Source organism: Bradyrhizobium sp. P3_C3 (genome assembly GCF_056402655.1).
Genome location: NZ_JBFUGY010000002.1, coordinates 398,039 through 423,851 on the forward strand (window position 1 = coordinate 398,039; position 25,813 = coordinate 423,851).

Genomic DNA, 25,813 nt, shown 5'->3' on the forward strand with positions numbered 1-25,813 from the left:
CAAGCCGGAAAGCCGCATTGACCGAGGTGACCATGTCCTACCGCTCCTCCTGGATGACCGAAGAGCTCGAAATCTTCCGCGACCAGTTCCGGAAATATCTGGCCAAGGATCTGGCGCCGCATGCCGAGAAATGGCGCGAGCAGAAGATGGTCGACCGCTTCGCCTGGCGCGGGCTCGGCGAGATGGGCGCGCTGCTGGCCAGCGTGCCGGAGGAATATGGCGGCCTCGGCGCCACCTTCGCCTATGACGCCGCCGTGCTGGACGATCTCGAAAGCACGGTGCCGGAGCTCACCACCGGCGTTTCCGTGCACAGCGCCATCGTCGCGCACTACATCCTCAATTACGGCTCGGAGGAGCAGAGGAAGCGCTGGCTGCCGAAGATGGCTTCCGGCGAGATGGTCGGTTCCATCGCCATGACCGAGCCCGGCACCGGCTCGGACCTGCAGGCCGTCAAGACCACCGCGAAGAAGCAGGGTAATTCCTACGTCATCAACGGCCAGAAGACTTTCATCACCAACGGCCAGGCTGCCGATCTCGTCGTCGTGGTCGCGCGCACCGGCGATGTGGGTGCCAAGGGCATTTCGCTGATCGTGGTCGAGACATCAGGCGCGGACGGCTACAAGCGCGGGCGCAACCTCGACAAGATCGGCCTGCACGCCTCCGACACGTCAGAACTGTTCTTCGACAACGTCACGGTGCCGCCGGAAAACCTGCTCGGCAAGGAGGAAGGCCAGGGTTTTGTCCAGCTGATGCAGCAATTGCCGCAGGAGCGCCTCGCGCTTGCGGTCGGCGCGGTCGCCTCGATGGAGCGCGCGGTCAGGCTCACCACCGAATACACCAAGGAGCGGAAGGCGTTCGGCAAGCCGCTGATGGATTTCCAGAACACCGCCTTCACGCTCGCCGAGCGCAAGACCGAAGCGATGATCGCGCGCGTCTTCGTCGACTGGTGCATCGAGCGCCTCGTCGCCGGGGATCTCGACACCGTCACGGCGTCGATGGCGAAATACTGGTGCTCGGACAAGCAGGTCCAGACCGCCGACGAATGCCTCCAGCTGTTCGGCGGCTACGGCTACATGCAGGAATACCCGATCTCCCGCATCTTCATCGATTCCCGCATCCAGAAGATCTATGGCGGCACCAACGAGATCATGAAGCTGCTGATCGCGAGGTCGCTGTAGCTCTGTTCATCGCGCACGCCAATCGCGTGGGCGGCAGCCGAAGCGCTGCTTGAAGCGCCGCGCGAAGTGGGAGAGATCGGAGAAGCCCCAGTCGAAGGCGATGGTGCCGATCGCGCGGCCGCCCGATGCCGGATCCTTCAGGTCGGCCGCCGCGCCCACGAGGCGGCGATCGATCACGTAGTCCGAAAATGTCGTGCCGGAGCGTTCGAACAGCTTGTGGACATAGCGCTCGCTGATGCCGACGGAGCCGGCGACCGCTGCGACCGTCAGTCCCGGCTCGCGCAGCCGCTCGTGAATGGCGCGGCGCAGCGCCAGCACGGTCGCGTCTGCAAAGCTTGCGGCTTCCGCCGTCTGCGCCCGCGAGCGGCGCGACAGGCTGAGCGCAACGAGATCGAGCAGCACGTCGAACAGCCGAATGCTGTCCTCTTCCGCCATCCGCAATGCGCCGGCGTTGAGGGAGCGCGCGGTCTCGACGATGAGGTGACCGACATGGGGATCGTCGGAGACGCGCTCGGCCCTGAAATCGAACGACGGCGGCAGCCGGTCGCGCAGGGCGCGCGACGGCACCCAGAACGAAGCGACCTCCAGCATCGGACCGCGATCGTGCAGCAACGTCACCACGCGGTCGCTGTCGACGATGCCGACCTGGCCGCGCGACAAGCTGACCTCGCTGTCGCCCTGGAGCATGCGGCAGCGCCCGGCGAGCTTGAAATTGAGATAGAAGCAGCTCTCGGTCGATGCTGCGATATCGGCGCGCGAGCGATTGACGGTATGCTCGGGAAACATCACCCGGTTGATTGCGCCGGCGCCGAGCCCGATCGTCTCCACCTTGGCAGGGAAGCGTGACGTCGTCGCCGACTCCGGCGTCAGGTTCATGAATGCCTGGCAGATCGCCTCGCGGTAATAGGAAAACTGCTCGTCCGGCGGGGTCACTGCGGTGTTCCAGATGACGTGCCGCGGCCGGCTTACGGGATTGACCTGCTCCATCAGTTCGCTCCGAGACCAATCCGGTTCAGCGCCAGCCAAGCGGAAAATGGCCGGCCGGTTCACACTTCGCACAACAAGAATTGTCCGCCGCGCCTCGCGAGCGCCGCAAAGGACCCACGTCATGCCGATCTAACCACACCCTCGGGAGCAGCTACAACATGTCGACCTACGTTCTCGTCCATGGCGCCTGGCACACCGGTGCCGAGTTCGAACCCGTCGCGGCCCCGATCCGCGCCGCCGGCCACAAGGTCTATACGCCGACAATCAAGGGCAATCGCCCCGGCGATGCCAAGACGACCGGGCTGAAGGACGCGATCCAGTCGATTGCCGACTATCTCGCCGAAAACAATCTGAAGGACATCGTCCTGCTCGGCCATTCCTATGGCGGCATGATCATCACCGGCGTCGCCGACCTCGCGCCCGAGCGCATTCGCCGCCTGGTGTATTGGAATGCCTTCGTGCCCAACAACGGCGAATGCCTCAACGACATGGTGCCGCCGCACTTTATCGGGCTGTTCGATGCCATCGCGGCCGAACGCGGCGACAGCTCTGTGGTGTTGCCCTTCCCGATCTGGCGCGAAGCCTTCATCAACGATGCCGATCTCGAGACCGCGCAGCGCGCCTATGACGTGCTCAACCCGCATCCGTTCGCGACTTTCACCGACAAGATCGCGCTCAAGACCAATCCGGCGGAGATGCCGCTGGCAAAGTCCTATATCAACTGCACCGAGGACGTCGCGATGCCGCACAGCCATCCCTGGCATCCGCGGCTCTCGGAGAAGCTCGGCCTGTTCCGTCTGGTGCAGGTGCCGGGAAGCCACGAGCTCTGCTTCTCCGATCCGGCGCGGCTGGCCAAGGCGATCATGGAGGCGGGGCGCGACTGAGCAGCGTCCGTCAAGAGCGCGACGACTTTCGACGATTGCTCCTACCGCCGGCTTCGGCGGCACAGCCCTTGCTTGTCCGCTGACGAATCCAGATCGGTAGAAGCAACCCCTGCTTGTCACGTGTGGCTCCCCGCCATACGCTGCCCGTGTTCGGCAACCGCCATCTGGTTTCGTTTTGCGTCAAGTCAGGAGAAGCGAATGGTTCACGTCTCGCGACGGAAACTGCTTCAGCTTGCGGCTGTTGCGCCATCGGCACTTCCTCTGGCCTGGACCTCGGTTGTATCTGCCGCGACCGGAAAGAAGACCCTGAGCGCGGTGATGCAATCGGACCTTCGCGTCACCGACCCTGGCTTCACGACAGCCATCATCACCCGCGACCATGGCTACATGGTCTACGATACGTTGCTTGGCATCGATTCCAGCTTCAAGGTGCAGCCGCAGATGGCCGACTGGACGGTGTCCGCGGACAAGCTGACCTACACCTTCACCTTGCGCGACGGCCTGAAGTGGCATGACGGTGCACCGGTGACGGCCGAGGATTGCGTCGCCTCGCTGAAGCGCTGGGGTACGAGCGTCGACGGCATGGCGCGCAAGCTGATGGACTTCACGGCCGGTATCGAAGCCGCGGACACCAAAACAATCGTCTTCAAGCTGAAGGAGCCCTATGGCCTGGTGCTGGAGACGATCGCCAAGCCATCGTCGGTCTGCGCCTTCATGATGCCCAAGCGGCTTGCGGAGACCCCGATCACCAAGCAGATTCCCGAGCAGATCGGCTCCGGCCCGTTCAAATTCGTCGCGGCCGAATTCCAGCCCGGCGTAAAGGCCGTCTACGAAAAGAACACCGACTATGTGCCGCGCAAGGAGCCGGCCGAATGGACCTCGGGCGGCAAGGTGGCCAAGGTCGACCGGGTCGAGTGGATCACGATGCCGGACGCGCAGACCGCGCTCAACGCGCTGCAGTCAGGCGATGTCGATTTCGTCGAGACGCCGCCGTTCGACATGCTGCCCGCGCTCGAGTCCAATCCGGACATCAACGTATCCATCCTGAACAAGTTCGGCTTCCAGTCGTTCGGCCGGATGAATTTTCTGCATCCGCCATTCGACAATGTGAAGATCCGCCGCGCCGCGATGCTGGCGATCAACCAGAAGGACGTGCTCGACGCGCAAATTGGCAATCCCAAATACTACAAGCTGTGCGGCGCGTTCTTCATCTGCGACACGCCGCTCGCCAGCGACGCCGGCGGCGAGACCCTGATCAAGGGCAACGGCATGGCGGACGCCAGGAAGGCGTTGGCCGAGGCCGGTTATGACGGCACGCCCGTGGTGATCCTGGCGCCGACCGATCAGATCCTGCTGAAGGCGCAGCCGGTCGTGGTCGCACAGCTGTTGCGCGACGCCGGCTTCAAGGTCGATCTGCAGGCGATGGACTGGCAGACCGTGGTCACCCGCCGGGCAATCCAGAAGCCGCCGAAGGAAGGTGGCTGGAACATGTTCTTTACCTACCAGGGCGCCGCCGACTCCTTGAACCCGCTGGTCAACGTCCCGATGGTCGGCAAGGGCACGAGTGGCGGCTGGTACGGCTGGTCCGAGGACCCCAAGCTCGAGGAGTTGCGCGATTCCTTTGCCCGCGCGACCTCGCCCGAGGAGCGCAAGAAGATCGCGCTTGAGGTGCAGAAGGAAGCCTACGACCAGGTGATCTACGTCCCGCTCGGCCAGTTCCAGGCGCCGAGCGCCTGGCGCAAATCGCTCACCGGCGTGATCGACGGCCCGGCGACGCCGATGTTCTGGAATGTGGACAAGAACGAGTAGCTTCCTCTCCCCGTTCTCACGGGAAGAGGCAAAGCCCTAATTCGGATGCCACCAGCGGCCGCCGATCACGACGCCTTCGGAGACGATCTTGCGATCCCCGATCAGGTGCTCGCCGACGACGTCCTCATAGTCGAACTGGCCCTGCCTGACCGTAACAAGCGTGGCGTCGCCGACGCTGCCCGGCTTGAGGCTGCCGAGTTCGGGCCGGCGCAGTGCCATCGCGGCATTCTCCGTCGAGGCCGCGATCACGTCCGACAGCTCCATGCCCATGCACAGGAATTTTGACATGGTCGTGACCTGGTCGAAGGCCGGGCCGTCGATGCAGAGCTGATGGATGTCGGAAGAGATGGTGTCGGGATAGAAGCCGTTGGCGAGCATCGCGCGCGCGGTCTTGAAGGCGAACGAGCCCTTGCCGTGGCCGATATCGAACAGCACGCCGCGCTCGCGCGCGTCCAGCACCGCCTTCTTCACCGTGCCTTGCGCGGTCGCCGGCGTATTGGGGAAGGGACGGAACGCATGGGTCAGCACGTCGCCCGGACGCAGGCGGCCCAGCACTTCCTCGTAGCTCGGCGGCGGATGGTCGATATGCGCCATCAGGGGCATGCCGACCTCGTTCGCGACCTCGAGCGCGATGTCGAGCGGCACGATCCCCGACGTGCCCGAGGAGTGCAGCCCCACGCGCACCTTGATGCCGACGATGAGGTCGCGGTTGGCATCGGCCACCTTGGCCGCCTCGATCGGATTCATCAGCCGCAACTCCTCGCTCTCCCCGACCATGATCCGGTGCGAGAAGCCGAAGATGCCGGCATGCGAGACGTGCAGATAGGCGAGGATGCGGACCTGGCTCGGCTCGATCACGTGCTTGCGGAAGCCCGCGAAATTGCCCGGACCGGCGCTACCGGTGTCGACCGCCGTGGTGACGCCGGAGAGGCGGCAGAATTCCTCGGCATCGATGCCGAGCGAGGTGCCGCCCCAATAGACATGGGTGTGCAGATCGATCAGCCCCGGCGTCACGATGTAACGCGAGACGTCGCGCACATCGGTGCCCGGATCGGCCTTGAGCCCGGTGCCGATGGCGGCGACCTTGCCGCCCGCAAAGGCGACATCGGTCACCGCATCGAGCTTCTGGGACGGGTCGACCACACGGCCGCCGCGCAGGATCAAATCGAAAGGCATTGTTATCTCCGGATAGGGCAGCGAGGCGTGGCCGGCACGTCGGCAAGGCCAGGAAGAAAGTCTTTCGCTTCTAGCAATTTTTGCGCCGACGAGTATGGCAAACAGCGACGATTGCCCATGACAAAATGGCGATCCCGGGAAGACACGTGCGAAGCTGAAACATCCGCGGCCTATTGAAAAGACGGCGAGAGCGCATCCGGCAAACATGGAGTCATCGGCAGGTCTCGGACCAATGAGTGTCCGGCAAAGGTTGAGACGTGGCCGACATCATGTAGCTGGAGAAAAACGATGGAACGACTGAAATTGCTTGGCGTGATCGCCCTTTGCGCAGCCTTGGCGCCGGGAGCGGCTGCCTCTGCGCGCGGCGGCGGACATGGGGGCGGTGGACATGGGGGCGGTGGACATGGGGGCGGTGGCGGACATTTCGGAGGCGGCGGCGGATTTCACGGTGGCGGGCACTTCGGAGGCGGCGGAGGCTTCCACGGCGGAGTTGGTCACTTCCGGGCCGCCGGCGGCTTCCATGGCGGTCAATTCCATCATGCCGGGTTCCGGCATCGCTACCGCCACGCATGGGCTTACGGCGGGGGTCTTGGCCTTGGCGGCGCCTACGCATTGGGCGCCTATTCGGGCTGGCCTTACTATGGCGGCTACGACGACGGCTTCTACGGCGATTACGACGACTCTGCTGATGGCTCGTCCTATTGCGAACAAAAATATCGCTCGTACGACCCGGCTTCGGGAACGTATCTCGGCTACGATGGCAAGCGACACCCCTGCCCATAGCTCGATGGGATGACATCTTCGAGCCGTGCTCGCCGGCACCTTGGGAATCCCTGAGATTGCTGACGACGCACGGCCCGAACAATTCGCAACTGGGCAGCCTGGTCCCTTTTTTATTGGGGACTTGACGGGCAGGAAAACCAGGAGAACAGCCCCTCCGCCACGCGCGTCATAAGGCGGGTCTACTTCGTGAACGTATTCGCGACCCTGCGGGAGCGAAGGACGTACGTTATCCAAATCGTGGCACTGATTGCACCGACAACCGCTTGTCCGACCTGTCGAGGTTCGACGATGAAAAAATCGTTGAACGGGCGATTGAGGGCGGCGGAAAAAAACGATGCGACGCAGAGGAGATCGACGAGCGGCATCAGCACCGCGCAGATCATTTGTACGATGAAGAAGGCTGGAAACCTGTAGGAGTGTCTGAACAGGAGCACCGTTGTCCAGATCGCGAAGCCGATCATGGCCGCGTTTATCAGCATTTCACTCCAGATCACCGTGGGAAAGTAAGTCCAGACTTTGTCGTCGATCGATTGCACATATTGTCCGACGTTGAAGATCAGGCGCAGGATGCCCATCACCTGGCCGAACGCGAGAAGCGCGAGCCAACCGCTGATGCCGGTCATCTCGCGCCGGACATCTTTGAAGGCAGTAGCGTCCTCGGCGAGAACGGCGGGCTCCCGAACAGCGGCCGCCGGTGGCGATGCCGGCTCTTGCGGCGGCGATTGAAGAAGCTGCTGCGCGATCTGGTGCACCTCCTCGACCGGCTTCCAATCCTCGAAGCCGTGCCGCCGGACCATCACACGCCGAGGATCGGCGATACGAGCGAGGAGCGTAAGGAGTTCCGAAATCGAGATCGGGCCGCGCTGCTGCCCGCCGTCCGCGTAGTACCATAAATCCGTCATGCCAACGCCCCCGCACTCGCCGTATTCTACCCGACGTAGGTACACATCACGATAGAAAAACGATTAGTGGGGTATTGGCACTACACGCCCATGGCGACGCGCGGCAAATGGCGATCCCGGCATGACTCGAACATGCGACCTACGGTTTAGGAAACCGCCGCTCTATCCGGCTGAGCTACGGGACCGCGGAACCCGCTGGTACGGGTTCGATCCCGTCATAGCAGAGCAAAATGCGGTTCGCCAGCCGTCAGGCGGGCCAGACCATCGTCAACCTGAACGGCGCGGCTATACAATCGCTTCCAGGCGCCTCTCGGCGGAGCAGATCACATGATCGAAAGCATCAGCGCCATCACGCTCGGCACGCATGACATGGGGCGCGCCGTGCACTTCTACCGTTCGCTGGGGTTTGAGCTCCTGTATGGCGGCGAAGCCGCTGCATTCACCAGCTTTCGCGCCGGCACCGGCTATCTCAACCTGACGGCGCAGCCGGACGACAAGCGCTGGTCCTGGTGGGGCCGCATCATCTTCTACGTCGCCGATGTCGACGGGACCTACGAGCGCGCACGCGCGGCCGGATGGCAGCCGTCGACCACGCCGCGCGATGCAGAATGGGGTGAGCGCTACTTCCATCTCACCGACGCCGACGGCCATGAGCTCAGTTTCGCGCGGCCGTTGTCCTGACCGAATAAGTCACATCCGCTGACGTTCCCAACGCGCAGTAGCGCTGTCTCAGTCGCCGTGGCAAGCTCGGCGCGGTTGCCTCAAGCGAGAATTGGATCTGGGTTCTAACCAGGGAGGACGACCATGGTAACCTATGTCGTGCTGGCGAACTTCACTGATCAGGGAGTCCGCAACGTCAAGGACTCGCCGAAGCGGGCCGACGCCTTCAAGGAGATGGCCAAAACGTTCGGCGTGACCGTGAAAGAGATTGTCTGGACGCAGGGACGATATGACATTGTAACCGTTCTCGAGGCTCCAGATGAGGCTGCCGCGATGTCGCTGAGCCTTAGTCTCAGCGCACTCGGCAACGTCCGCACCGAAACGCTGCGCGCGTTTTCGGCGGCAGATATGACAAAGATCGTCGGCAAGATGCTCTGACGCTCAAGCCCGCGCGAACGAACTGGACCCGGGATGGCAATCCCGGGAATAGGCCTCTCATGCCTTGATATTGTTCTCCCGCACCACCTTGCCCCAATAGGCGACTTGCTTGTCGAAGAAGGTCTTGAAGGCGGCGCCATCCTGGAGCAGCAGCGTCATCTGCTGCGTCTCCTTGAGCTGGGCGGCGGTCGCGGGCTCGCTCAGGATCTCCCTGGACGCCGTCGCCATGGCCGCGACGACATCCGGCGGCGTGCCCGCGGGCGCGAAGATGCCCCACCAGGCGAGCGTCTCGAAGTCCGGAAAGCCGGCCTCGATCGCAGTCGGCGTATCCGGCAACGCCGGCAGCCGCTCGCGGCCGAGTTGCAGGATCGGCCGCAGCATGTTGGTGCCGAGCTGGGCCGAGACCAGCGCCGCCGATCCCGCGATCAGATCGACATGGCCGCCGAGCACGTCGTTCATCGCCGGGCCGCCGCCGCGATAGGGCACGTGCATGATCTCGACGCCGGCCTTGGTGCCGAGCACCGTCATGGCGAGATGACCAAGCGTGCCGATGCCGACGGAGGCATATTTCACCGCGCCGGGCGTCGCCTTGCAGGCGGCGACCACGTCGGCAAAGCTCTTGTAGGGACGGCCGGCGCCGGCGGCGATCACGTAGGGTGCGGTCCCCACCAGCAGCACCGGCATCAGCTCGCGCTCGACATCGACCGGCGGCTTGTCGAGGATGGACGGGATCACCGCGTGGGAATCGAAGGTGACCAGGAACGTCGAGCCGTCCGGCGGGCTCTTGGCGACCTGCGCCGCGCCGAGCGCGCCGGCGGCGCCCGACTTGTTCTCGACCACGACGATGCGGCTGAGTTTTGTCTGCAGATTGGCCTGCAACAGCCGCGCCATCGCATCGGTCGATCCGCCCGGCGGAAACGGCACCACCAGCGTAATCTTGCCGGCCTGCGCCACCGCTGGCGCGATTGCGAGAATAGCGGGCGCTGCCAGCAGCGTGCGTCGTGTGATCGTCATGGTCCCCTCCCCTTTGGTTTTGCGCCTGGCTTTTGCTCTTTGGCGCTTAGGTCGTGCCGAAGCCCGACCCCGCTTTTTTGTATTCTGGCCGTGGTGGACTGAAAATGTCCAGCACGCGGGCCCCATCGGGGCCGGCGCGCATCGTGTGCGGGACGTTGCCGGGCGTGCGCCAGAAATCGCCCTTCTTTACCGGAATTTCCTCATCGCCCTGGACGCGGATGGCGGAGCCGTCGAGCAGCACGCCCCATTGCTCCTCGGGATGATGATGCAGCGTGCCCTGCGCATGCGGGGCCAGCGTCACCACCGACAGCATCGCCTGCTCGCCGGAGAAGATGCGCGTGGTGACCCCCGCCGCGAGCTCGCGGAAGAGGCCGTCGCTGGGATCGTCAATGTTGTGAAACTCTTCCTTCTGGCTCACGCCGCCCTCCCCTTCATGCTGATCTGATCAGGATTTGCCGTAGGAGCCCTGGTAGCGGCCCTCGCGGATCGCCTTCATGGTTTCCTCCTCGCGCGCGACCTGGGCGCGGACGGCTTCCAGTAGCGCCGCAGCGCCGGCGGCGGGGAACGACACCACGCCGTCCTCATCGCCGACGACGATGTCGCCGGGCGAGATGACGCTGCCGCCGATCGTCACGGGCACGTTGATCTCGCCGGGGCCGTTCTTGTAGGGGCCGCGATGGATCACCGCGCGGGCGTAGCAGGGGAAATCGTCAGCGGCGAAGGCCGCGACATCGCGGATCGCACCGTCGATGACATAGCCCTCCGCTTTGCGCCACTGCGCGATGTTCTTCATGATCTCGCCGACCAGCGCGCGGGTCTCGTCGCCACCGCCATCGACCACGATGACGTCGCCGGGACCGACCAGTTCAAGTGCGCGGTGGATGGCGAGATTGTCGCCGGGGCGGGTGCGTACCGTGAAGGCCGTCCCCACCAGCTTGCCGCCGCGATGATAGGGCTTCAGCCCCACCGCGCCCGGCAGCCGGGCGAGATTGTCTGAAATGACTGAAGTCGGCGCGCCGCGAAACCCCTCGATGATCTCGGCCGGCGGCTTTGGCACGCTGTTCGCTGCGATGGTGATCGTCATATCTCAATCCTTCTGTATTCTTCTTATTCGGCGTGCGCCCGCGCCTTCGCCGGCCGAATCCGGAAGGCGCGCCCTTCCTTCATCCACGCCGCGCGCTCGTCGCGCAACAGGGTGCGGCGAACTTTTCCGGAATCATCGCGCGGCGGGGCGCTGACGATCTCGAAGCTCTCGGGGTGCTTGTAGCGGCTGAGCCGGTCCTTCAAGAAGTCCGCCATGCCGTCGGCGATGGCCTGGCCGTCCGCGTCCGTCTCCGGCTCGATGATGGCGTGCACGCGCTGGCCCAATTCGGGATCGGGCAATCCCACGACGACGCAGGAGCGCACGCCAGGGCTCTCAGAGACCGCAGCCTCGACCTCGGCCGGATAGATGTTGGCGCCGCCGCGCAGCACCATGTCGGCGAGACGGTCGCCGAGATAGAGATAGCCTTCCGCGTCCAGCCTGCCGATGTCGCCGAGCGACTCCCAGCCATCCGCGCGGCGCTTCGGCTCGGCGCCGAGATAGTGATAGGTGGCGTCCTTGCCGTCATTGTTGAGGAAATAGATCTCGCCGGTCTCGCCGGGCGCGACGTCGTTGCCATCCTTGCCGACGATGCGCAAGCGCGCCATCTCGCCGATCTTGCCGACCGAACCCTTGTGGGTCAGCCATTCCGTACCAGAGATGATGCACGAGCCCTGCCGCTCCGTGCCGCCATAGAGCTCCCAGACCCGCTCGGGCCCGAGCCAGGCGATCCAGTTCTCCTTCAGCCAGGGCGGCATCGGAGCTGCCATGTGAAACACGGTCTGGAGGCTCGACACGTCATAAGAGTTGCGCACGCTCTCCGGCAACGCCCAGATCCGGTGCATCATGGTCGGCACGAAATTGACCCATTGCACGCGCTCGCGCGCGATCTGCCGCAGCGTCTCCTCGGCGTCGAACTTGACGAGGCCGGTGAGCTGGCCGCCGGTGAAGAGCGCGTAGTGCGACACGATGAACGGGGCGTTGTGATAGAGCGGACCGGGATTGAGCAACGAGACGCCGAAGGGAATGTTGAGCGGCGGCGCAGCGACCGTGTCGGTCACGGCCGGCTGATGATCGAGGATCACTTTTGGCCGGCCGGTCGAGCCGCCGCTGGTCATGGCCTTCCAGTAGCGGGCCACCGGCGGATCGAGCGGCTCGTCCGAAAAACCTTCCGGCACGAAATCCGCCGGCAGGCGGTTCGGCGCGTTCCAGTCGGCCTCGCCGCCGACCACCAGCGCGGGCTTCAGGATGTCGAGCACCGCGGCGGCTTCGCCGCGCGGCAGCCGCCACGACAGTGACGTCGGCGTCGCTCCGCACTTCCAGACCGCAAACGAGGTCTCGAAGAACGCGTTGCCGTTAGGCAAACCGATTGCGACAAAGTCGCCGGGCTTGACGCCCTTGGCCATGAACGCCCGTGCGCGCCGATTGGCGCCGCGTTCAAGCTCGTCCCATGTCAGCGTATCCTGCCCGTGACGGACGGCGATCGTGCCTTGCGGTTTGCGTTGAGCGTACCAGCGAGGCACGTCGGACAGGGGCAGCAGCATCAGGTGTTTCCACTTCGTCTTCTTGGCGTCGTCTCAGGATGAGGCGTCGCGAGACGAAGTGTAACAGCCGGAGCCAAGCCTTCAAGATGTCGATGTCAGCGCTCTGCCCCGCACCCCGGAATATCGAACAGCGCCGCGAGGCCGCATTTCGAGGTCAGCATCTTGTCGCCGTCATGGCCGACGCCTACGACGTCCCAGACCCGGTGATTGGGCGTGCCGCGGTCGCGCTTGGCCATCGCATCCGCATAGGCGTGGCCGCGGGCGTAGCGCGTGGGACCTTGCGCCTCGGCCATGCAGCTCTTGTCCAGCGCGGGATGCTTCGGATTGGTGTCGAGCGTGCCGAGCAGATAGATCACCTCGCGCTCGACATAGCGCTGCTCCAGCGCTATCGGCGTTGCGTTCGCAAGATAGGGCGGACGCCCGTCCATGCCGTATTTCCAATTGTTGTAGCCCGGGCAGGATGCGGCGATCGCCGGCACGGGCCGCGTGTTGCTGAAATAAGCGTAGGAGGAGGGATTGGCGACGACGTAGCGGACATCGATATGCTGGCGCGACAGCGCCGCCTCGCCCTTGCCGGCAATGGCATAGCGTTGCGCGACCTGGCCACCGCCGGAATGGCCGGCGACGACGACCTGCTTCAGATTCGGGAAGATGCGCCGGTCCGAGAGTTTTACGAGGATCGCATCGAGCGCATCGAAGGATGAGACCGGATTCGGCGCCAGCGCGGCGTCGCCGCCCTCCCATCCCTCCAGCGACCAGCGCAGCGTATCCGCGGGCAGCTTGTGCGCGTCGATATCGATCTCCGCCAGAAACTGCGGGACGATCATCAGCGCGCTCTTGCCGTCGTCGCCCGCCGCAACCTGCGCAGTATGGGCCGACATGTAATATTCGTCGGCATTGCGCAGGCGTCCGTGCAGCACGATGATGGCGCGCGAGATCGCCGGCAGCGGCAGCGACCAGTCGCTGGAGAGATAGAGCGGCAGCATTCCCTGGCCGCCGACCGAGAGCCGAGCGTCGGCAATCGCCCTCACCGGCTTGCGGTTGGGCGCCTCTTCGTCCGCTGCGAACGCATGGCTGGAAATGAGCGCCAATGTGATTGCGGCGAGACGGGCCAACGCTCTCATGACGGATATTCCCCTTCGAATTCAAACCAATAAAGTCTAAGCCGATCATGTGCCGCGCGGCTGTGACTCCCGCGCCACGTCAAGCAAAAAATGTCAGCATTGCAGTCATGAAATTCCCGAGTTCCACGGGTGACAAGCCGGCGATAAAGGGGCAAAAATCGGACCCGACTCAGTTCGGGTTGAGTTTTGCAAGGAATGCTCTCGTAGAATGTCGGACGTAGTTGCATCGCGTCGTGCGGCGCTTGTCGTTGCCGCAGCAGGATTTTTTCTGCTGACGCCGGTGCATGCCCACGCCCAATGGTGGAAGCGCGCGCCCGTCGATTTCGAGGAATGCGCGGACGCCGCCGAGAAGGCCGCGAACAAGACCGAGAAGACGGCTGCGCTTGCCGATTGCAACGCCAAGTTCGCCGGCCGCCGCAAGCCAGGCGGCGGCTATTCCTATTACGATTTCCTCCAGGACCGTACCTTCGACATCGCAGGTCCCAATCCGACGCCGGAGGAGCAGAAGAAGATCGACGAATCCTACACCTCCTACCTCGCCAATCAGCGCCGCAGCAATGAAGCCGCTCAAGCCGCCGCGCGTCAGCAGCGCGAGCAGCAGGAACAAGCGCGGCAGCAGCAGGTGGCACTGCGAACCGAGGTCGAGCGCGTGTCCGTCCCGGTCGCGCGCGTGCCTGTCCCGGTCGAGCGGCCGAAGGTGCAGCAGTCCGTCAGCCCGCGACCGAAGGGCGCGCCCTGCACCAAGGGCTCGTTCTCCTGCGAATGGCCGCGGCTATCGGAAAGCTTGAGCGATCTGAAGAAGCTGTTCACCCCGGCGCCAAGCAAGCCGGCGAAGAAGGGGTAAGCTCCTCGCGCAGCAAACTCCGCTGTCGTCCCGGATAAGCGGAGCGCTGATCCGGGACGACAGCGGGAGCGTGGCGTCAGTTCGGCTGCTTCTTCTTGCTGCGCTTCGGTTTGACCACCGGCGCACGCATGGGCTCTGTTGTCGTCGGCGAATTGCCCAACTGCGACCTGCTCTCCTGCAACCGCCTGTCATAGCCGGGCGAGCTCACGACCGTTGGCGGCCTTGCGTAGGCCAGCGTCGACGCGGCGCAGAGCGCGGCCAGCGCGAGCCCAATCACCAGATAACGCCGCATCGTTGCTCCTCCCGCCGCCCGGCTCGCCCTCAGGCCACGCCGCGGATCTGCTGCGGCGTCAGCCGCGGCGGACCATTGCCTGCCGTCTCGGCCTGCTTGATCAGCGCAACAATACGGCGCATCAGCGGCACGTCGACGTTGTTCCGCTCGGCGAGCGCGATGACTGCGCCCTGGAGATAGTCGATCTCGGTCTTGCGGCCCTGCTTCAGGTCCTGCCACATCGAGGAGCGCGCCTCGGGATCGATCTTCATCGTGCGCCCCAGGATCGCATTGAAGATCACATCAGGCAGCCTGAGCAGGGTCGGCGTCCATCCCAGCGGGATCGGCGTCGCCGAGACCGGCGCGATGCCGGCGGCCTTCATCGCAGTCACGCCTTCGGCCATCTGATCGGCGAACAGTCTTCGCCAGTCGCGGTTCGCCAGTTGCGCGGCAAGCGGCATGTCGGACAGCGCGCTGAGCGCATTGTTCAAATTGATGATCAGCTTGCCCCATTGCACGCCGGTGATGTCACGGCTTGCGCGCACGGTGAGGCCGGCACCGACAGCGCTGCGGCCGTATTCGCCTCATCCTCGCCGACATGGATGTCGCCGGACGTCGAGCGGTGGAAGCGTCCCTCGCCCATCGCGATCACGTTGAACGGCACCATGCCGGCGAGCACGCGCCGGCCGCCGAGCCGCTCGCGCAGAACCGCGACATTGCCGACGCCGTTTTGCAAGGAGACGATCACGGCGTCCTGCGGCGCGTGCTGGGCAATCTGGTCCGCGACATCGGCGGTGTCGGCGCTCTTCACCGTGACCAGCACGATGCCGGCGTTGTGGAAGATCGCGGGATCCTCCGACAACGCGAGCTGGCCCGCGCCGAGCCTATTCTCGGAGCCGTCGAAATCGGTCAGCCGCAGGCCGAACCGCTCGATCTCGGTTTTGACCCGCGGCCGCACCAGCAGCGCGACGCGGCGCCCTCCGGCCGCCAGCTGGCCTCCGACGAAACAGCCGATGGCGCCCGCGCCGGCCACCACGATCGGTCGATCCGCAACCACCTGACCTTGCTCCCTTGAATGACCCGCCCTCGATAGCAGAGGCAACGCCGGCTGCCCATTGGTTGCGGTGCATTCGCCTTGTAACCGTCATGAGAGCCTCATATGTTTTTGCCCTGGGGGCTGTCACCGGCGAGAACTCGCCGACGAGAACGCCAAAGGAGAGCACCATGGGTCTACTCGACGTCCTCAACGGCATGCAGAACGGCCCCCGCGGCCCGAGCACGCCCAGCTCTGAGCAATCCTCCGGCGGCATGTCGCCAATGACCATGGCGCTGCTCGGCCTGATCGCCTGGAAGGCCTTCAAGCATCTGACGGCAGGCCAGCCCGACGCGGCGCCGGCGCCGCAGCAGCGCTCGCCGCTGCCGCCTCCGACGCCTGTCAATACGGGCAGCAGCGCTGTTCCCGGCGGCCCCGGTGGTAGCGGCGGCCTCAGCGATCTGCTCAAGGGCGGCCTCGGCGGCCTGCTCGCGGGCGGCGCCGCCGGCACCGTGCTGAGCGGCGGCCTCGGCGATCTCCTCAACCAGCTCCAGCAGGGTGGCCACGGCGAGACCGCGAGCACCTGGGTCGGCAAGGGCGAGAACAAGGCGATCGCGCCCGGCGATCTCGCCAGCGCCCTCGGCGCCGACCAGATCCAAAGCCTGTCCGCCCAGAGCGGCCTGTCGCGCGACGAGCTGCTCTCCGGCCTCAGCCAGTATCTGCCACAGGTGATCGACCACCTGACGCCGGACGGACGGCTGCCGACCGAGAACGAGCTCTCGGGCAGGCTTTAATCGAACTTTGATCTACGCGTTCTCGGGAAGGGGAGCACTGACATGAGCATGGGCGGCCTGTTGTGGATCATCGTCGTCGGCTTCATCGCCGGCCTCATCGCGCGCTGGCTGGCGCCGGGACCGAACAACCCGAGCGGCTTTATCCTCACCACCATCCTGGGCATTGCGGGTGCGTTTCTCGCGACCTTCATCGGACAGGCGATCGGGCACTACAGCCCCGACCAGGGCGCCGGCTTCATCATGGCCACGATCGGCGCGGTGGTGGTGCTGTTCATCTGGCACCGGCTGGTCGCGAGCGGCGTGATAAAAGGATAGCGGTGCGGGACGTCGGGCACGACGCCGCCCTCGCACTCCGTCATTGCGAGGAGCCCTTGCGACGAAGCAATCCAGACTGTCCGCGCGGACGCTCTCTGGATTGCTTCGCTTCGCTCGCAATGACGAATTAAGTTATCAAATGCATCCCCGCATCCATCCGCACGACCTCGCCGGTCATGTTGCTCGACGCCGGCGTTGCCAGGAAGCAGACGAGCTGCGCGATGTCATTGGCGGATGAAGCGACCTTCAGCGGCACCTTCGCCACCACGCTGTCGCGCACCTGCTTGGCGCCGGCCTCGCCGCGGCCCTTGGTGAACCAGGGCGTGTCGATATAGCCGGGACACACCGTGTTGACGCGGATCAGCGGCGCCAGCGCGCGTGACAGCGACAACGTCATCGTGTTGAGCGCGCCCTTGCTCGCGGCATAGGCGATCGACGAGCCGACGCCGCTGATGCCCGCGACCGAGGACACGTTGACCACGGCGGACGGCCGCTCCGAAGCCTTCGCGCCGGCCTCGAGCAGGCTGCGCGCCGCGCGCACCATCTGGAACGGGCCGATCGTGTTGACGCCGTACAAGCGCTGGAAATCTTCAGCCGACAATCCATCGAGATCGGCATGCGCAACATGCTTGGTGATGCCGGCATTGTTGACGAGCACGTCGAGCTGGCCCCAGCCGCTGGCTGCCGCAACGATCTTGCGGCAATCGTCATCTTTTGAAACGTCGCCCTGCACGACCAGGACTTCCGCCGCCCCCGCCTTGCGGCAGAGTTCGGCCGTGGCCTCGGCTTCCTTCTGGCTCGAAGAATAGTTGATGACGAGCCGCGCCCCGCTCCGCGCGAGAATTTCCGCGGTCGCAGCACCAAGTCCGGATGCGGACCCCGTCACGATTGCGCACAAGCCGTCTTTTGCCATCCGGATTTCCTTCCCCTTGATTGAATGCAAGCCTTAAGCAGCTGGCCCTGTTTAGCGAGTTTGCCGCGCCCTGCAAATCGAGCAAACTCCGCTAAGCGGAATTAGTCCATAGCAGCTCTTGCGCCCATGCCGGAGCCGCAGATGGGCCTGCGGTCAACGCTTGTCAGGGCCATGGCTTTTTCGGATCATCGGGCGCAAGAAGAGACCGCGCGCCGCGCCGACCGGACGGAACGCGCCAATGGCAAAACACGGGGAACGCTGTGGCGGAGAGTGACAATATCGTCGTCGAGACCGCGGAGAAAATCTTCGCCGATCTCGCCGATCCGCAGACCATCAACAACGACAAGAAGGGTTCGTGGCAGGCGCCGCTGTGGCAGGCGCTGAGCGAAGCCGGCTTGCCCTTGTCCTGGGTGCCTGACGATCTCGGCGGCTCCGGCGCCAGCCTTGCCGACGGTTTTGCGCTGCTGAACGCCGCCGGCCGCTTCGCAGTCGCGGTTCCCCTGGCCGAGACCATGCTGGCGGGCTGGTTGCTCGCGCAGGCCAGGATTTCGTCGCCGGAAGGCGAGATGACGGTGCTGCCGGCCTCGCCGAAGGACCGCATCACGCTCGATGCCGACGGCGCGCTCTCCGGCCGCGCCCGCGGCGTGCCCTTTGCCAAGGCGGCGAAGCACTTTGCGGTGCTGGCGCACGGCAAGGATGGGATCTCGATTGCCTTGGTCGATGCGAGCAAGGGCCGGATCGAATCCGGACTCAATGTCGGCTACGACCACAGCGATACCGTGACGCTCGACAAGGTCCAGCCCGTCACCGTCAAGCCCGCGAAGGGCTTTGACCAGACCACGCTCATGCTGATGGGCGGCGTCGCGCGCAGCCTTCAGATCGCGGGCGCGCTGGAAGCGATGCTCGACATCTCCGTGCGCTATTCCAACGAGCGCGTCGCGTTCGAGAAGAAGATCTCGAAGTTTCAGGCCGTGCAGCACAACCTCGCCCGGCTCGCCGGCGAATCCGCCGCCGCGCTTGCGGCCGCAACATCCGCGGCCGACGCCATCGCGAACGCAAAATCGTTCGACGACGAGGTCTATCTCGAAGCCGCCTCGGCAAAGATCCGCTGCGCGGAAGCCGCGGAAAAAGGCGGCGCCATCGCGCATCAGGTGCACGGCGCCATCGGCTTCACCAGCGAGCACATCCTGCACCGCTTTTCGCTGCGGGCGTTGGCCTGGCGCGACGATTTCGGCTCGGAGAGCCACTGGGCCGTCGAGCTCGGCAAGCTGGTGGCAAACCGCGGCGCCGACGAATTGTGGCCGCTCGTGGCTTCGCGCTGATCAGGGGACGAGACAACAATGACCGCTGCCCTCCGTTTCGATCCGATCCGCCTGCCCGAGAAGTGCGAGCAATTGCGCAAGGAAGTGCGCGCCTTCCTCGCCGAGGAAATCGCCGCCGGCACCTTCGATCCGCACAAGCCCAACCGCGAAGACACCGACGCGCCGGAATTTTCCCGCCGGGTCGGGGCCAAGGGCTGGCTGGGCATGACCTGGCCGAAGAAATATGGCGGCCAGGAGCGCTCTTTCCTCGAACGCTACGTGGTGACCGAGGAAATGCGCGTCGCCAACGCGCCGACGCGGCGTTTCTTCGTCGCCGACCGCCAGAGCGGGCCGGTGCTGATCAAATACGCGCCCGAGCATATCAAGATGGATATCCTGCCGCGCATCTGCCGCGGCGAGATCTGCTTTGCGATCGGCATGAGCGAGCCGAACTCCGGCTCCGACCTGTTCGCGGCCAAGACGCGCGCGACCAAGACCGACGGCGGCTACCTCATCAACGGCACCAAGATCTGGACCTCGTCGGCGCACATCGCCGACTACATGATCGCGATCTTCCGGACCTCGCAGCCGACCAAGGAAAACCGCCGACACGGCCTGACGCAGTTTCTGGTCAAGATGAAGCAGCCGGGCATCCAGGTGAACCCGATCGGCCAGATCACCGGCCAGTACGAGTTCAATGAGGTCGTCTTCACCGACTTCTTCGTGCCCGATGATCACGTGCTCGGCGAAGTCGACGGCGCCTGGAAGCAGGCGACGAGCGAGCTCGCCTATGAGCGTTCGGGCCCCGAGCGTTTTCTGGAGACCTATTACGTGCTGACCGAGCTGGTGCGCGCGGTCGGCCCCAACCCGGACACGCGCAGCGCCGAAGGCATCGGCCGGCTCGTGGCGCAGCTCCACACCATGCGGCGCATGTCGGTCTCGGTTGCGGGCATGCTGCAGGCCGGCAAGGAGCCGGTGGTGGAGGCCTCCATCGTCAAGGACATCGGCACGGTCTGGGAGCAACAGCTTCCGCACCGCGTGCGCGATCTCGCCGCCTTCGTCGAGGAGACCGCGACCAACCGCGAGACGCTGGAGCGGCAACTCGACTTCGCCATCAAGACCGCACCGAAACTCACCATCCAGGGCGGCACCACCGAGGTGCTGCGCGGCATCATCGCGCGCGGACTTGGCCTGCGCTAGTCGCGCGGACTTGGTTTGCGCTAATTCAATCGAGGATCGTCATGAGCACCTATAAAGATATCGGCGTCGAAAAAGTTGGCCACGTCGGCACCATCGAGATCCGCCGCCCGCCGCTGAACTTCTTCGACATCTCGCTGATCAACCAGATCGCGGATGCGCTCGACGAGTTCGATCGCGACATCGAGATCCGCGCATCCGTGCTGTCGGCACAAGGCAAGGCATTCTGCGCCGGCGCCAATTTTGGCGATCCGGCGCGGCAGGCGCAGGAAGCGCGCGAGGCCGAGAAGAAGGGCGACCCGGCTGACAACCTCGGCCCGATCAACCATCTCTACATCCAGGCCGTGCGTATCTTCCGCGCCAAGAAGCCGATCGTCGCGGCCGTGCAGGGTGCGGCCATCGGCGGCGGGCTCGGTCTCGCAGTGTCGGCCGACTTCCGCGTCACCTGCCCGGAAGCGCGCTTCTCCGCCAACTTCACGAAGCTCGGTTTCCATCCCGGCTTCGGCCTGACCGTGACGCTGCCCGAGCTGATCGGCAAGAACAACGCCGAGCTGATGTTCTACACCAGCCGCCGCGTCACCGGCGAAGAGGCGGTGAAGTGGGGCCTCGCCAACGAGCTGGTGCCGCAGGATCAGGTGAAGGCGGGCGCGATGAAGCTCGCCGCCGAGATCGCCGAATGCTCCCCGCTCGGCCTCCTGTCCACCCGCGCCACGATGCGCGCCAACCTCGCCGACCGCGTGATGGCCGCGACCAACCACGAACTTGGCGAGCAGACACGGCTGCGTGCGACGGAAGACTTCAAGGAGGGCGTGAAGGCCACCGAAGAGCGCCGCGCGGCCAATTTTAAGGGAAGGTGACGGCGGCGGCGTCTCGCCGTATCACACCAGCGTCGCCATAATCTCCCTGTCGTCCCTGCGAAAGCAGGGACCCATAACCACAGGAACGGGTTTGGCGGAGACGCGGAGTTATCATCCCGCATCAAACCACTCCCTGTGGTTATGGGTCCCGGATCTGCGCTTCGCTTGTCCGGGACGACGGCGGTATGTGTGGCAACCGCTCACGCCGCAAGCCGGAACGTCACCCCGCCGAGCAGAAACTCGTTCCCCGCAACCGCGAGTCCCTTCGCCTTCGCGGCATGCAGCACGCTTGCGGCATCCGCCACCTGAAACTCCAGCGCGCTCATGATCTCGCTGGCGCCCTTCACGAAATGGAAGGTGGCATTGGGCAGTTTCAATTCGGCGCCGCCACTCGGTACGACCCCGATGATCTTCCCCCAATGTTCCGCGAGCCCCTGAGGATCCGGGCTCTGCATCTCCACGCCCGTCAGCGCCTGCGTCACATCCTTGCGGATGAACTTTTGCCAGTCCGGCCCCGCGGGCGGATACGGCCCCAGAATATCGTCGCTGCCTTTGGTATGGTTGAACTCGATGAAGGCGGCGCGGCAGTCGCGGGGGTGGAGCTGGACGCCGTGATAGGGCGCGTGGTCGATCACGTTGGCGGTGCGCACGCCCATCGCATTGGCGTTGCGGCCGCGTTCGTCCGGATCGTTGCAGCAGAAGATCGCCATATAGCCGCCGCGGCCTCCGGTCTTCTCGATGAAGCGGCCGGCGGTGGTGCCGCCCTTGAACGGCGCGACCACTTCCAGCAGGATCGTGTCGACCGGGAGCAATGCGTTCTCCAGGCCGTATTTGGCGACATTGCCATCGCGGTAGCAGACGTCGAGGCCCATGATCCCGGCGATGTCGGAGACCACAGGCGCGAGCTGCGGCGCGACGAGGCAGATCTGCCGGAGCCGCATATAGGGCGCCATCGTCATGCGCCCTTGAACGTCGGCTTGCGTTTTTCGACAAAGGCCTTCGCGGCTTCCTTGTGATCCTCGGTGTCGCTGCAACGGGTGTGATGGATCGCCTCGCCGTCGAAGCAATCTTCCAGCGCCAGATGCTCGGCGTTGTTGATGTTGCGCTTGATGAAACCGAGCGCGATCGATGGCCCCTGCGCCAGCGACAGCGCGAGCTCGTGCGCGGCCGCGTCGATCTCGGCATCGGGAACGACTTTCGTCACCATCCCGATCGCATGCGCCTCCTTCGCCGTGAGCACCGGCGACATCAGATAGAGCTCGCGCGCCCGCGCGCTGCCGAGCAGCTGCGTCAAAAAATAGGTGCCACCGTAGTCGCCTGAGAAGCCGACCTTGGCGAAGGCGGTCGTGATCTTGCAGGATTCGCTGGCGATGCGCAGGTCGCAGGACAGCGCCATGGAAAGGCCGGCGCCGGCTGCCGCGCCGTCGAGCTGCGCCACCACGGGCTTCGGCATCTGGTGCAGGATGCGCGAGACCTCCATGCCGCGGCGCAGGTTCGCCATTTTCACTTCGAACGGCAGCGGCGCGCGGCCTGCCGCCATCGACTTGACGTCGCCGCCGACGCAGAACGAGCCGCCTGCGCCTTTGAACAGCACCGCGCGCACCTCGGGATCGTCAGCCGCGCGCCGCGCGGCCTCGACCAGCCCTGCGACCATGTCGGGGTTGAGCGCGTTCTTCCGCTCCGGGCGATTCATCGTGATGGTGAGCAGCCCGCCTTCGAGCTTTTGCAGGACCATGTCATTCATGGGACGTCTCCCTTGTTGTTGTTTTGCTCGGGCCTCAGCCACACCCGTCATTGCGAGGAGCGAAGCGACGAAGCAATCCAGACCGTCTCTGCGGAAACATCTCTGGATTGCTTCGCTTCGCTCGCAATGACGATCTCTATTTCTTCACCAGAGGGCAGCGCGACTGCTCCAGCGACTGGAACGCCTCGTTGCCGGACACGGTGGCGAGCAGCTTGTAGTCGTCCCAGCGGCCCTTGGACTCCGACGGCTTCTTGACCTCAAACAGATACATGTCGTGGATCATGCGGCCGTCCTCGCGGATCTTGCCGTTCTTGGCGAAGAAGTCGTTGATCGGTGTCTCCTTCATCACCTTGATGACCGCGGCCGAGTCGGTCGTGCCCGCCGCCTTCACAGCCTTCAGGTAATGCGTGACGGACGAATAAACGCCGGCCTGCGCCGAGGTCGGCGGCCGCTTCATGCGTTCGGCGAATCGCTTCGAAAATGCGCGCGTGTCATCGTTGAGGTCCCAGTAGAAGGCTTCCGCCAGCAGCAGGCCCTGCGCGGTCTCCAGCCCGATCGAGTCGATGTCGGTGACAAAGGCGAGCAGCGGCGAGACCTTCTGGCCGCCCTTGGTGATGCCGAACTCGGCCGCCTGCTTGATGGCGTTGACGGTGTCGCCGCCGGCGTTGGCAAGGCCAATCACCTTGGCTTTGGACGCTTGAGCCTGGAGCAGGAAGGACGAGAAATCCGAGGTGTTGAGCGGATGGCGCACGGCGCCGAGCACCTTGCCGCCGGTCTTGGTCACGACGGCGCTGGTGTCCTTCTCCAGGTCCTGGCCGAAGGCGTAGTCGGCGGTGAGGAAGAACCAGCTGTCGAGGCCGGACTTCACGGCGGCAAGACCGGTCACGTTGGCCTGGCCGTAAGTGTCGAACACGTAGTGAATGGTGTAGGGACCGCAGGCCTCGTTGGTGAGACGAATCGAGCCCGGGCCGTTGAACATGATGATCTTGTTGCGCGCTTTCGCGATCTCGCCGGCGGCGAGCGCAGTGGCCGAGGCCGCGACGTCGTAGATCATCTCGACGCCCTGGTTGTCGAGCATATCGCGGGCGATGTTGGCGGACAGGTCAGCCTTGTTGAGATGGTCGGCCGCCAGCACCTGGATCTTGCGTCCCAGCACCTCGCCGCCAAAATCGTCGACGGCCATCTTGGCCGCGGTCTCGCTGCCGGGACCGGTGATGTCGGCATAGAGGCTCGACATGTCGAGGATGCCACCGATCTTCAGCGGCGGCTTGTCCTGGGCCTGCGCGGCGGCGCTCGCACTCAGCGCAAACGCTGCGGCAAAAATGCCCGACAAAATATGCTTCATCGAAAAAGACCTCCCTTATCGCGCCGTACTCTGATGGCGGCTTGGTTATTGCTCTTGGTTATTGCTGTTGCCGCAATCATGCCGCATGCGCAAGTGCGCAGCAAGCGCGAGGGCGTTGCGGGCGCATGATTGCCGCACATGTTTTCCGCAAAGCGGAATGGCATGTTGCGGCGAAATGTTTCCACCGTCATTGCTGTGCAAGTTCATTAATTCGCTGATCGAGTGTGAGGCAATGGCGACGCGTCACGCGAACTGCCGTAGGGTGGGCAAAGGCGCGCTCTTCGCGCCGTGCCCACGAGCCCGCGCGACAAATCAAAGACGTGGGCACGTTTCGCTTTGCCCACCCTACGATAGCCTTCGCGGTTCGCCACGTTTGCGTTAGAACTAGAGCACAACGCAACCTTTCCGGGCACCGTGACGCGACTGCTTCATCTCATCGTCGCACTTCCTCTCGTCGCCGGTCACACCGCGTTCGCCGCACCGTGCCAGTTCGAGTCCCAGGGCGACGGCCGCGTCGCCGCAATCGTCGATGCGCGTGGCGTGCGTCTCGACGACGGCCGCGAGGTGCGCCTCGCCGGGATCGAGCCGACCGCAACGACGAAGCAGGCGCTGACGTCGCTGCTCACCGGACGCGACGTCACGCTGCGCGGCACCGACGACACGCCCGACCGCTACGGCCGTCAGGGCGCACTCATCTTCATCGGCGAAAGCGAGGCCCCCATCCAGGCCGTGCTGCTCGCCCAGGGCGACGCCCTCGTCTCCGCCGAGATCGCGGACAAGGACTGCGCGGCGGCCCTGATGGCGGCGGAGACCGAGGCACGGCGCCAAAAAAAGGGCAACTGGGCTGACCCGTCGGCCATAAAAAACGCGGAAAGTCCGGACGATATTTTGGCGGGGATCGGGCGCTTTATGGTGGTCGAGGGCAAAGTCCTGTCGGTCCGGCAAGCTGGGGCAACGACCTACCTCAACTTCGGACGGAACTGGACACGCGGCTTTGCCGTGACTATTTCAAAGCGTACGCAACCCGCGCTCGAAAACGCCGGGATCACTCTTAAGTCCCTGGAAAATCGACGCATTCGCGTCCGGGGCTGGGTCGAGGGGAATACAGGGCCGCGCATCGATGTGCGCCTTGCGGGACAGGTCGAGTTGCTGGGCGCAAACGAGCCGACAGGGGTAAGGCCCTAAAGAGGGCCAGGCACGGGTTAAGCGACGTGGATGGGGTGCTAGAACGGCACGTATCGAGTGAACGCCGCCGCCTGCGGGCTGCGCCGGCGGCGCTGTGCCTCGTGCTGGGCTCAGCCCTTGCCGGTTGCGGCGACATGAACCGGTTCCAGACCGCGGCGGCCCCGCCGACCGTGGCAATGCCCAAGCCGAAACCGGCCGTCGCGCAGACCCCCGCCACCGAAAAGGAGCACGAGCGCATCCTGGCGAGCTATGGCGGGACCTATGACGACCCCAGGCTCGAATCGCTGGTCAGCAAGACCGTCGACCGACTCGTCGCGGCGTCCGACCGCCCCGACCAGGGCTATAAGGTCACCATCCTCAATTCCGGCGCGGTGAATGCGTTCGCGCTGCCGAACGGCCAGCTCTATGTCACCCGCGGCCTGCTCGCGCTCGCC

General features: G+C 64.7%; 28 protein-coding genes, 1 tRNA gene and 1 pseudogene. 14 read left to right on the forward strand and 16 right to left on the reverse strand.

Annotation, left to right across the window (positions count from 1 at the left end; all coding sequences use genetic code 11):
- Positions 1-32: 32 nt before the first annotated feature.
- Positions 33-1,178, forward strand: coding sequence for an acyl-CoA dehydrogenase family protein (locus tag AC1DW2_RS04390; RefSeq protein WP_477005315.1), 1,146 nt, complete (start codon positions 33-35; stop codon positions 1,176-1,178).
- A 6-nt stretch (positions 1,179-1,184) separates the two neighbouring features.
- On the opposite strand, the gene AC1DW2_RS04395 is transcribed toward AC1DW2_RS04390, so the two are convergent.
- Positions 1,185-2,165, reverse strand: a complete 981-nt coding sequence (locus AC1DW2_RS04395) for a helix-turn-helix domain-containing protein (protein ID WP_441496823.1) — start codon at positions 2,163-2,165, stop codon at positions 1,185-1,187.
- 158 nt (positions 2,166-2,323) lie between these two features.
- On the opposite strand from AC1DW2_RS04395, the gene AC1DW2_RS04400 reads away from it, so the two are divergent.
- Together AC1DW2_RS04400 and AC1DW2_RS04405 are read left to right on the forward strand one after the other, a co-directional pair.
- A complete protein-coding gene (locus AC1DW2_RS04400; protein WP_135215897.1) occupies positions 2,324-3,049 on the forward strand; it encodes an alpha/beta fold hydrolase in 726 nt (241 codons plus the stop codon).
- A 198-nt stretch (positions 3,050-3,247) separates the two neighbouring features.
- A complete protein-coding gene (locus AC1DW2_RS04405) occupies positions 3,248-4,858 on the forward strand; it encodes an ABC transporter substrate-binding protein (RefSeq protein WP_085398819.1) in 1,611 nt (536 codons plus the stop codon).
- Positions 4,859-4,894: 36 nt separating this feature from the next.
- On the opposite strand, the gene AC1DW2_RS04410 is transcribed toward AC1DW2_RS04405, so the two are convergent.
- Together AC1DW2_RS04410 and AC1DW2_RS04415 are read right to left on the reverse strand one after the other, a co-directional pair.
- On the reverse strand, positions 4,895-6,034 hold the full coding sequence (locus AC1DW2_RS04410) for an amidohydrolase/deacetylase family metallohydrolase (RefSeq protein WP_441496821.1): 1,140 nt from the start codon (positions 6,032-6,034) through the stop codon (positions 4,895-4,897).
- 267 nt (positions 6,035-6,301) lie between these two features.
- Complete coding sequence (locus AC1DW2_RS04415; RefSeq protein ID WP_477005303.1) at positions 6,302-6,574, reverse strand: hypothetical protein; 273 nt, start codon at positions 6,572-6,574, stop codon at positions 6,302-6,304.
- Positions 6,575-6,646: 72 nt separating this feature from the next.
- Here AC1DW2_RS04415 and AC1DW2_RS04420 point away from each other — a divergent pair, with 72 nt between their 5' ends.
- Positions 6,647-6,817 (forward strand): BA14K family protein, encoded by a 171-nt coding sequence (locus AC1DW2_RS04420; RefSeq protein ID WP_245343971.1) that lies wholly within the window; start codon positions 6,647-6,649, stop codon positions 6,815-6,817.
- A gap of 179 nt (positions 6,818-6,996) precedes the next feature.
- Here AC1DW2_RS04420 and AC1DW2_RS04425 read toward each other — a convergent pair whose 3' ends face one another.
- Together AC1DW2_RS04425 and AC1DW2_RS04430 are read right to left on the reverse strand one after the other, a co-directional pair.
- Positions 6,997-7,719 (reverse strand): DUF2569 family protein, encoded by a 723-nt coding sequence (locus tag AC1DW2_RS04425; protein ID WP_441496819.1) that lies wholly within the window; start codon positions 7,717-7,719, stop codon positions 6,997-6,999.
- 108 nt (positions 7,720-7,827) lie between these two features.
- Positions 7,828-7,904 (reverse strand) — tRNA-Arg (locus tag AC1DW2_RS04430).
- 142 nt (positions 7,905-8,046) lie between these two features.
- Between AC1DW2_RS04430 and AC1DW2_RS04435 the strand changes: the two genes are divergently transcribed.
- Complete coding sequence (locus AC1DW2_RS04435; RefSeq protein ID WP_441496818.1) at positions 8,047-8,400, forward strand: VOC family protein; 354 nt, start codon at positions 8,047-8,049, stop codon at positions 8,398-8,400.
- Between the two features lie 123 nt (positions 8,401-8,523).
- Positions 8,524-8,817 (forward strand): GYD domain-containing protein, encoded by a 294-nt coding sequence (locus AC1DW2_RS04440; protein WP_085399163.1) that lies wholly within the window; start codon positions 8,524-8,526, stop codon positions 8,815-8,817.
- Between the two features lie 57 nt (positions 8,818-8,874).
- Here AC1DW2_RS04440 and AC1DW2_RS04445 read toward each other — a convergent pair whose 3' ends face one another.
- From AC1DW2_RS04445 to AC1DW2_RS04465, 5 genes are all read right to left on the reverse strand, one after another.
- Complete coding sequence (locus AC1DW2_RS04445; protein WP_477005304.1) at positions 8,875-9,831, reverse strand: tripartite tricarboxylate transporter substrate-binding protein; 957 nt, start codon at positions 9,829-9,831, stop codon at positions 8,875-8,877.
- Between the two features lie 46 nt (positions 9,832-9,877).
- A complete protein-coding gene (locus AC1DW2_RS04450) occupies positions 9,878-10,249 on the reverse strand; it encodes a dimethylsulfonioproprionate lyase family protein (RefSeq protein WP_085399165.1) in 372 nt (123 codons plus the stop codon).
- Between the two features lie 27 nt (positions 10,250-10,276).
- The gene (locus AC1DW2_RS04455; protein ID WP_085399166.1) at positions 10,277-10,915 is read right to left on the reverse strand and encodes an RraA family protein; all 639 of its coding nucleotides are present in this window, start codon (positions 10,913-10,915) and stop codon (positions 10,277-10,279) included.
- A 23-nt stretch (positions 10,916-10,938) separates the two neighbouring features.
- The gene (locus AC1DW2_RS04460) at positions 10,939-12,456 is read right to left on the reverse strand and encodes an AMP-binding protein (RefSeq protein WP_477005305.1); all 1,518 of its coding nucleotides are present in this window, start codon (positions 12,454-12,456) and stop codon (positions 10,939-10,941) included.
- Positions 12,457-12,551: 95 nt separating this feature from the next.
- Positions 12,552-13,580, reverse strand: coding sequence for an alpha/beta hydrolase (locus tag AC1DW2_RS04465; protein WP_477005306.1), 1,029 nt, complete (start codon positions 13,578-13,580; stop codon positions 12,552-12,554).
- A 208-nt stretch (positions 13,581-13,788) separates the two neighbouring features.
- On the opposite strand from AC1DW2_RS04465, the gene AC1DW2_RS04470 reads away from it, so the two are divergent.
- Positions 13,789-14,424 (forward strand): hypothetical protein, encoded by a 636-nt coding sequence (locus AC1DW2_RS04470; protein WP_071908441.1) that lies wholly within the window; start codon positions 13,789-13,791, stop codon positions 14,422-14,424.
- A gap of 76 nt (positions 14,425-14,500) precedes the next feature.
- Here AC1DW2_RS04470 and AC1DW2_RS04475 read toward each other — a convergent pair whose 3' ends face one another.
- Both AC1DW2_RS04475 and AC1DW2_RS04480 read right to left on the reverse strand, forming a co-directional pair.
- The gene (locus tag AC1DW2_RS04475) at positions 14,501-14,716 is read right to left on the reverse strand and encodes a hypothetical protein (protein ID WP_477005307.1); all 216 of its coding nucleotides are present in this window, start codon (positions 14,714-14,716) and stop codon (positions 14,501-14,503) included.
- Between the two features lie 29 nt (positions 14,717-14,745).
- Positions 14,746-15,752 (reverse strand): annotated as a pseudogene (locus AC1DW2_RS04480) (2-dehydropantoate 2-reductase).
- Positions 15,753-15,919: 167 nt separating this feature from the next.
- Here AC1DW2_RS04480 and AC1DW2_RS04485 point away from each other — a divergent pair.
- Both AC1DW2_RS04485 and AC1DW2_RS04490 read left to right on the forward strand, forming a co-directional pair.
- Positions 15,920-16,522: a YidB family protein gene (locus AC1DW2_RS04485; RefSeq protein WP_441496811.1), complete on the forward strand. Its 603-nt coding sequence runs from the start codon at positions 15,920-15,922 to the stop codon at positions 16,520-16,522.
- 42 nt (positions 16,523-16,564) lie between these two features.
- Positions 16,565-16,837, forward strand: a complete 273-nt coding sequence (locus AC1DW2_RS04490) for a GlsB/YeaQ/YmgE family stress response membrane protein (RefSeq protein WP_080586664.1) — start codon at positions 16,565-16,567, stop codon at positions 16,835-16,837.
- 127 nt (positions 16,838-16,964) lie between these two features.
- Here AC1DW2_RS04490 and AC1DW2_RS04495 read toward each other — a convergent pair whose 3' ends face one another.
- On the reverse strand, positions 16,965-17,750 hold the full coding sequence (locus tag AC1DW2_RS04495; protein WP_477005308.1) for an SDR family NAD(P)-dependent oxidoreductase: 786 nt from the start codon (positions 17,748-17,750) through the stop codon (positions 16,965-16,967).
- A 260-nt stretch (positions 17,751-18,010) separates the two neighbouring features.
- Here AC1DW2_RS04495 and AC1DW2_RS04500 point away from each other — a divergent pair, with 260 nt between their 5' ends.
- Genes AC1DW2_RS04500 through AC1DW2_RS04510 form a run of 3 tightly spaced genes read left to right on the forward strand, consistent with a single transcriptional unit; the run spans position 18,011 to position 21,105 of the window.
- The gene (locus tag AC1DW2_RS04500) at positions 18,011-19,072 is read left to right on the forward strand and encodes an acyl-CoA dehydrogenase family protein (protein WP_477005309.1); all 1,062 of its coding nucleotides are present in this window, start codon (positions 18,011-18,013) and stop codon (positions 19,070-19,072) included.
- 18 nt (positions 19,073-19,090) lie between these two features.
- A complete protein-coding gene (locus AC1DW2_RS04505; RefSeq protein WP_008133127.1) occupies positions 19,091-20,251 on the forward strand; it encodes an acyl-CoA dehydrogenase family protein in 1,161 nt (386 codons plus the stop codon).
- A gap of 41 nt (positions 20,252-20,292) precedes the next feature.
- The gene (locus tag AC1DW2_RS04510; protein WP_354114174.1) at positions 20,293-21,105 is read left to right on the forward strand and encodes an enoyl-CoA hydratase/isomerase family protein; all 813 of its coding nucleotides are present in this window, start codon (positions 20,293-20,295) and stop codon (positions 21,103-21,105) included.
- 200 nt (positions 21,106-21,305) lie between these two features.
- Here the strand turns inward: AC1DW2_RS04510 and AC1DW2_RS04515 are convergent, their stop codons facing one another.
- From AC1DW2_RS04515 to AC1DW2_RS04525, 3 genes are all read right to left on the reverse strand, one after another.
- Complete coding sequence (locus AC1DW2_RS04515) at positions 21,306-22,058, reverse strand: VOC family protein (RefSeq protein WP_259259659.1); 753 nt, start codon at positions 22,056-22,058, stop codon at positions 21,306-21,308.
- A gap of 2 nt (positions 22,059-22,060) precedes the next feature.
- Complete coding sequence (locus tag AC1DW2_RS04520) at positions 22,061-22,849, reverse strand: enoyl-CoA hydratase (RefSeq protein WP_038943861.1); 789 nt, start codon at positions 22,847-22,849, stop codon at positions 22,061-22,063.
- A 136-nt stretch (positions 22,850-22,985) separates the two neighbouring features.
- Complete coding sequence (locus AC1DW2_RS04525; protein ID WP_477005310.1) at positions 22,986-24,194, reverse strand: ABC transporter substrate-binding protein; 1,209 nt, start codon at positions 24,192-24,194, stop codon at positions 22,986-22,988.
- 414 nt (positions 24,195-24,608) lie between these two features.
- Here AC1DW2_RS04525 and AC1DW2_RS04530 point away from each other — a divergent pair, with 414 nt between their 5' ends.
- Both AC1DW2_RS04530 and AC1DW2_RS04535 read left to right on the forward strand, forming a co-directional pair.
- On the forward strand, positions 24,609-25,379 hold the full coding sequence (locus AC1DW2_RS04530; protein ID WP_477005311.1) for a thermonuclease family protein: 771 nt from the start codon (positions 24,609-24,611) through the stop codon (positions 25,377-25,379).
- Positions 25,380-25,414: 35 nt separating this feature from the next.
- Positions 25,415-25,813, forward strand: a 399-nt coding sequence (locus tag AC1DW2_RS04535; RefSeq protein ID WP_477005316.1) for a M48 family metalloprotease, incomplete at its 3' end; no start/stop codon positions are given.

Excerpts from the sequence above, each read along its gene's own strand:
- AC1DW2_RS04410 (WP_441496821.1), bottom strand. The coding sequence starts at position 6,034 with ATGCCTTTCGATTTGATCCTGCGCGGCGGCCGTGTGGTCGACCCGTCC.
- AC1DW2_RS04485 (WP_441496811.1), top strand. The coding sequence starts at position 15,920 with ATGGGTCTACTCGACGTCCTCAACGGCATGCAGAACGGCCCCCGCGGC.
- AC1DW2_RS04465 (WP_477005306.1), bottom strand. The coding sequence starts at position 13,580 with ATGAGAGCGTTGGCCCGTCTCGCCGCAATCACATTGGCGCTCATTTCC.
- AC1DW2_RS04470 (WP_071908441.1), top strand. The coding sequence starts at position 13,789 with ATGTCGGACGTAGTTGCATCGCGTCGTGCGGCGCTTGTCGTTGCCGCA.
- AC1DW2_RS04405 (WP_085398819.1), top strand. The coding sequence starts at position 3,248 with ATGGTTCACGTCTCGCGACGGAAACTGCTTCAGCTTGCGGCTGTTGCG.
- AC1DW2_RS04415 (WP_477005303.1), bottom strand. The coding sequence starts at position 6,574 with ATGATGGAATTGACCGCCATGGAAGCCGCCGGCGGCCCGGAAGTGACC.
- AC1DW2_RS04435 (WP_441496818.1), top strand. The coding sequence starts at position 8,047 with ATGATCGAAAGCATCAGCGCCATCACGCTCGGCACGCATGACATGGGG.
- AC1DW2_RS04520 (WP_038943861.1), bottom strand. The coding sequence starts at position 22,849 with ATGAATGACATGGTCCTGCAAAAGCTCGAAGGCGGGCTGCTCACCATC.
- AC1DW2_RS04510 (WP_354114174.1), top strand. The coding sequence starts at position 20,293 with ATGAGCACCTATAAAGATATCGGCGTCGAAAAAGTTGGCCACGTCGGC.
- AC1DW2_RS04445 (WP_477005304.1), bottom strand. The coding sequence starts at position 9,831 with ATGACGATCACACGACGCACGCTGCTGGCAGCGCCCGCTATTCTCGCA.
- AC1DW2_RS04515 (WP_259259659.1), bottom strand. The coding sequence starts at position 22,058 with ATGGCGCCCTATATGCGGCTCCGGCAGATCTGCCTCGTCGCGCCGCAG.
- AC1DW2_RS04475 (WP_477005307.1), bottom strand. The coding sequence starts at position 14,716 with ATGCGGCGTTATCTGGTGATTGGGCTCGCGCTGGCCGCGCTCTGCGCC.
- AC1DW2_RS04395 (WP_441496823.1), bottom strand. The coding sequence starts at position 2,165 with ATGGAGCAGGTCAATCCCGTAAGCCGGCCGCGGCACGTCATCTGGAAC.
- AC1DW2_RS04490 (WP_080586664.1), top strand. The coding sequence starts at position 16,565 with ATGAGCATGGGCGGCCTGTTGTGGATCATCGTCGTCGGCTTCATCGCC.
- AC1DW2_RS04440 (WP_085399163.1), top strand. The coding sequence starts at position 8,524 with ATGGTAACCTATGTCGTGCTGGCGAACTTCACTGATCAGGGAGTCCGC.
- AC1DW2_RS04505 (WP_008133127.1), top strand. The coding sequence starts at position 19,091 with ATGACCGCTGCCCTCCGTTTCGATCCGATCCGCCTGCCCGAGAAGTGC.
- AC1DW2_RS04460 (WP_477005305.1), bottom strand. The coding sequence starts at position 12,456 with ATGCTGCTGCCCCTGTCCGACGTGCCTCGCTGGTACGCTCAACGCAAA.
- AC1DW2_RS04425 (WP_441496819.1), bottom strand. The coding sequence starts at position 7,719 with ATGACGGATTTATGGTACTACGCGGACGGCGGGCAGCAGCGCGGCCCG.
- AC1DW2_RS04390 (WP_477005315.1), top strand. The coding sequence starts at position 33 with ATGTCCTACCGCTCCTCCTGGATGACCGAAGAGCTCGAAATCTTCCGC.
- AC1DW2_RS04495 (WP_477005308.1), bottom strand. The coding sequence starts at position 17,750 with ATGGCAAAAGACGGCTTGTGCGCAATCGTGACGGGGTCCGCATCCGGA.
- AC1DW2_RS04400 (WP_135215897.1), top strand. The coding sequence starts at position 2,324 with ATGTCGACCTACGTTCTCGTCCATGGCGCCTGGCACACCGGTGCCGAG.
- AC1DW2_RS04455 (WP_085399166.1), bottom strand. The coding sequence starts at position 10,915 with ATGACGATCACCATCGCAGCGAACAGCGTGCCAAAGCCGCCGGCCGAG.
- AC1DW2_RS04525 (WP_477005310.1), bottom strand. The coding sequence starts at position 24,194 with ATGAAGCATATTTTGTCGGGCATTTTTGCCGCAGCGTTTGCGCTGAGT.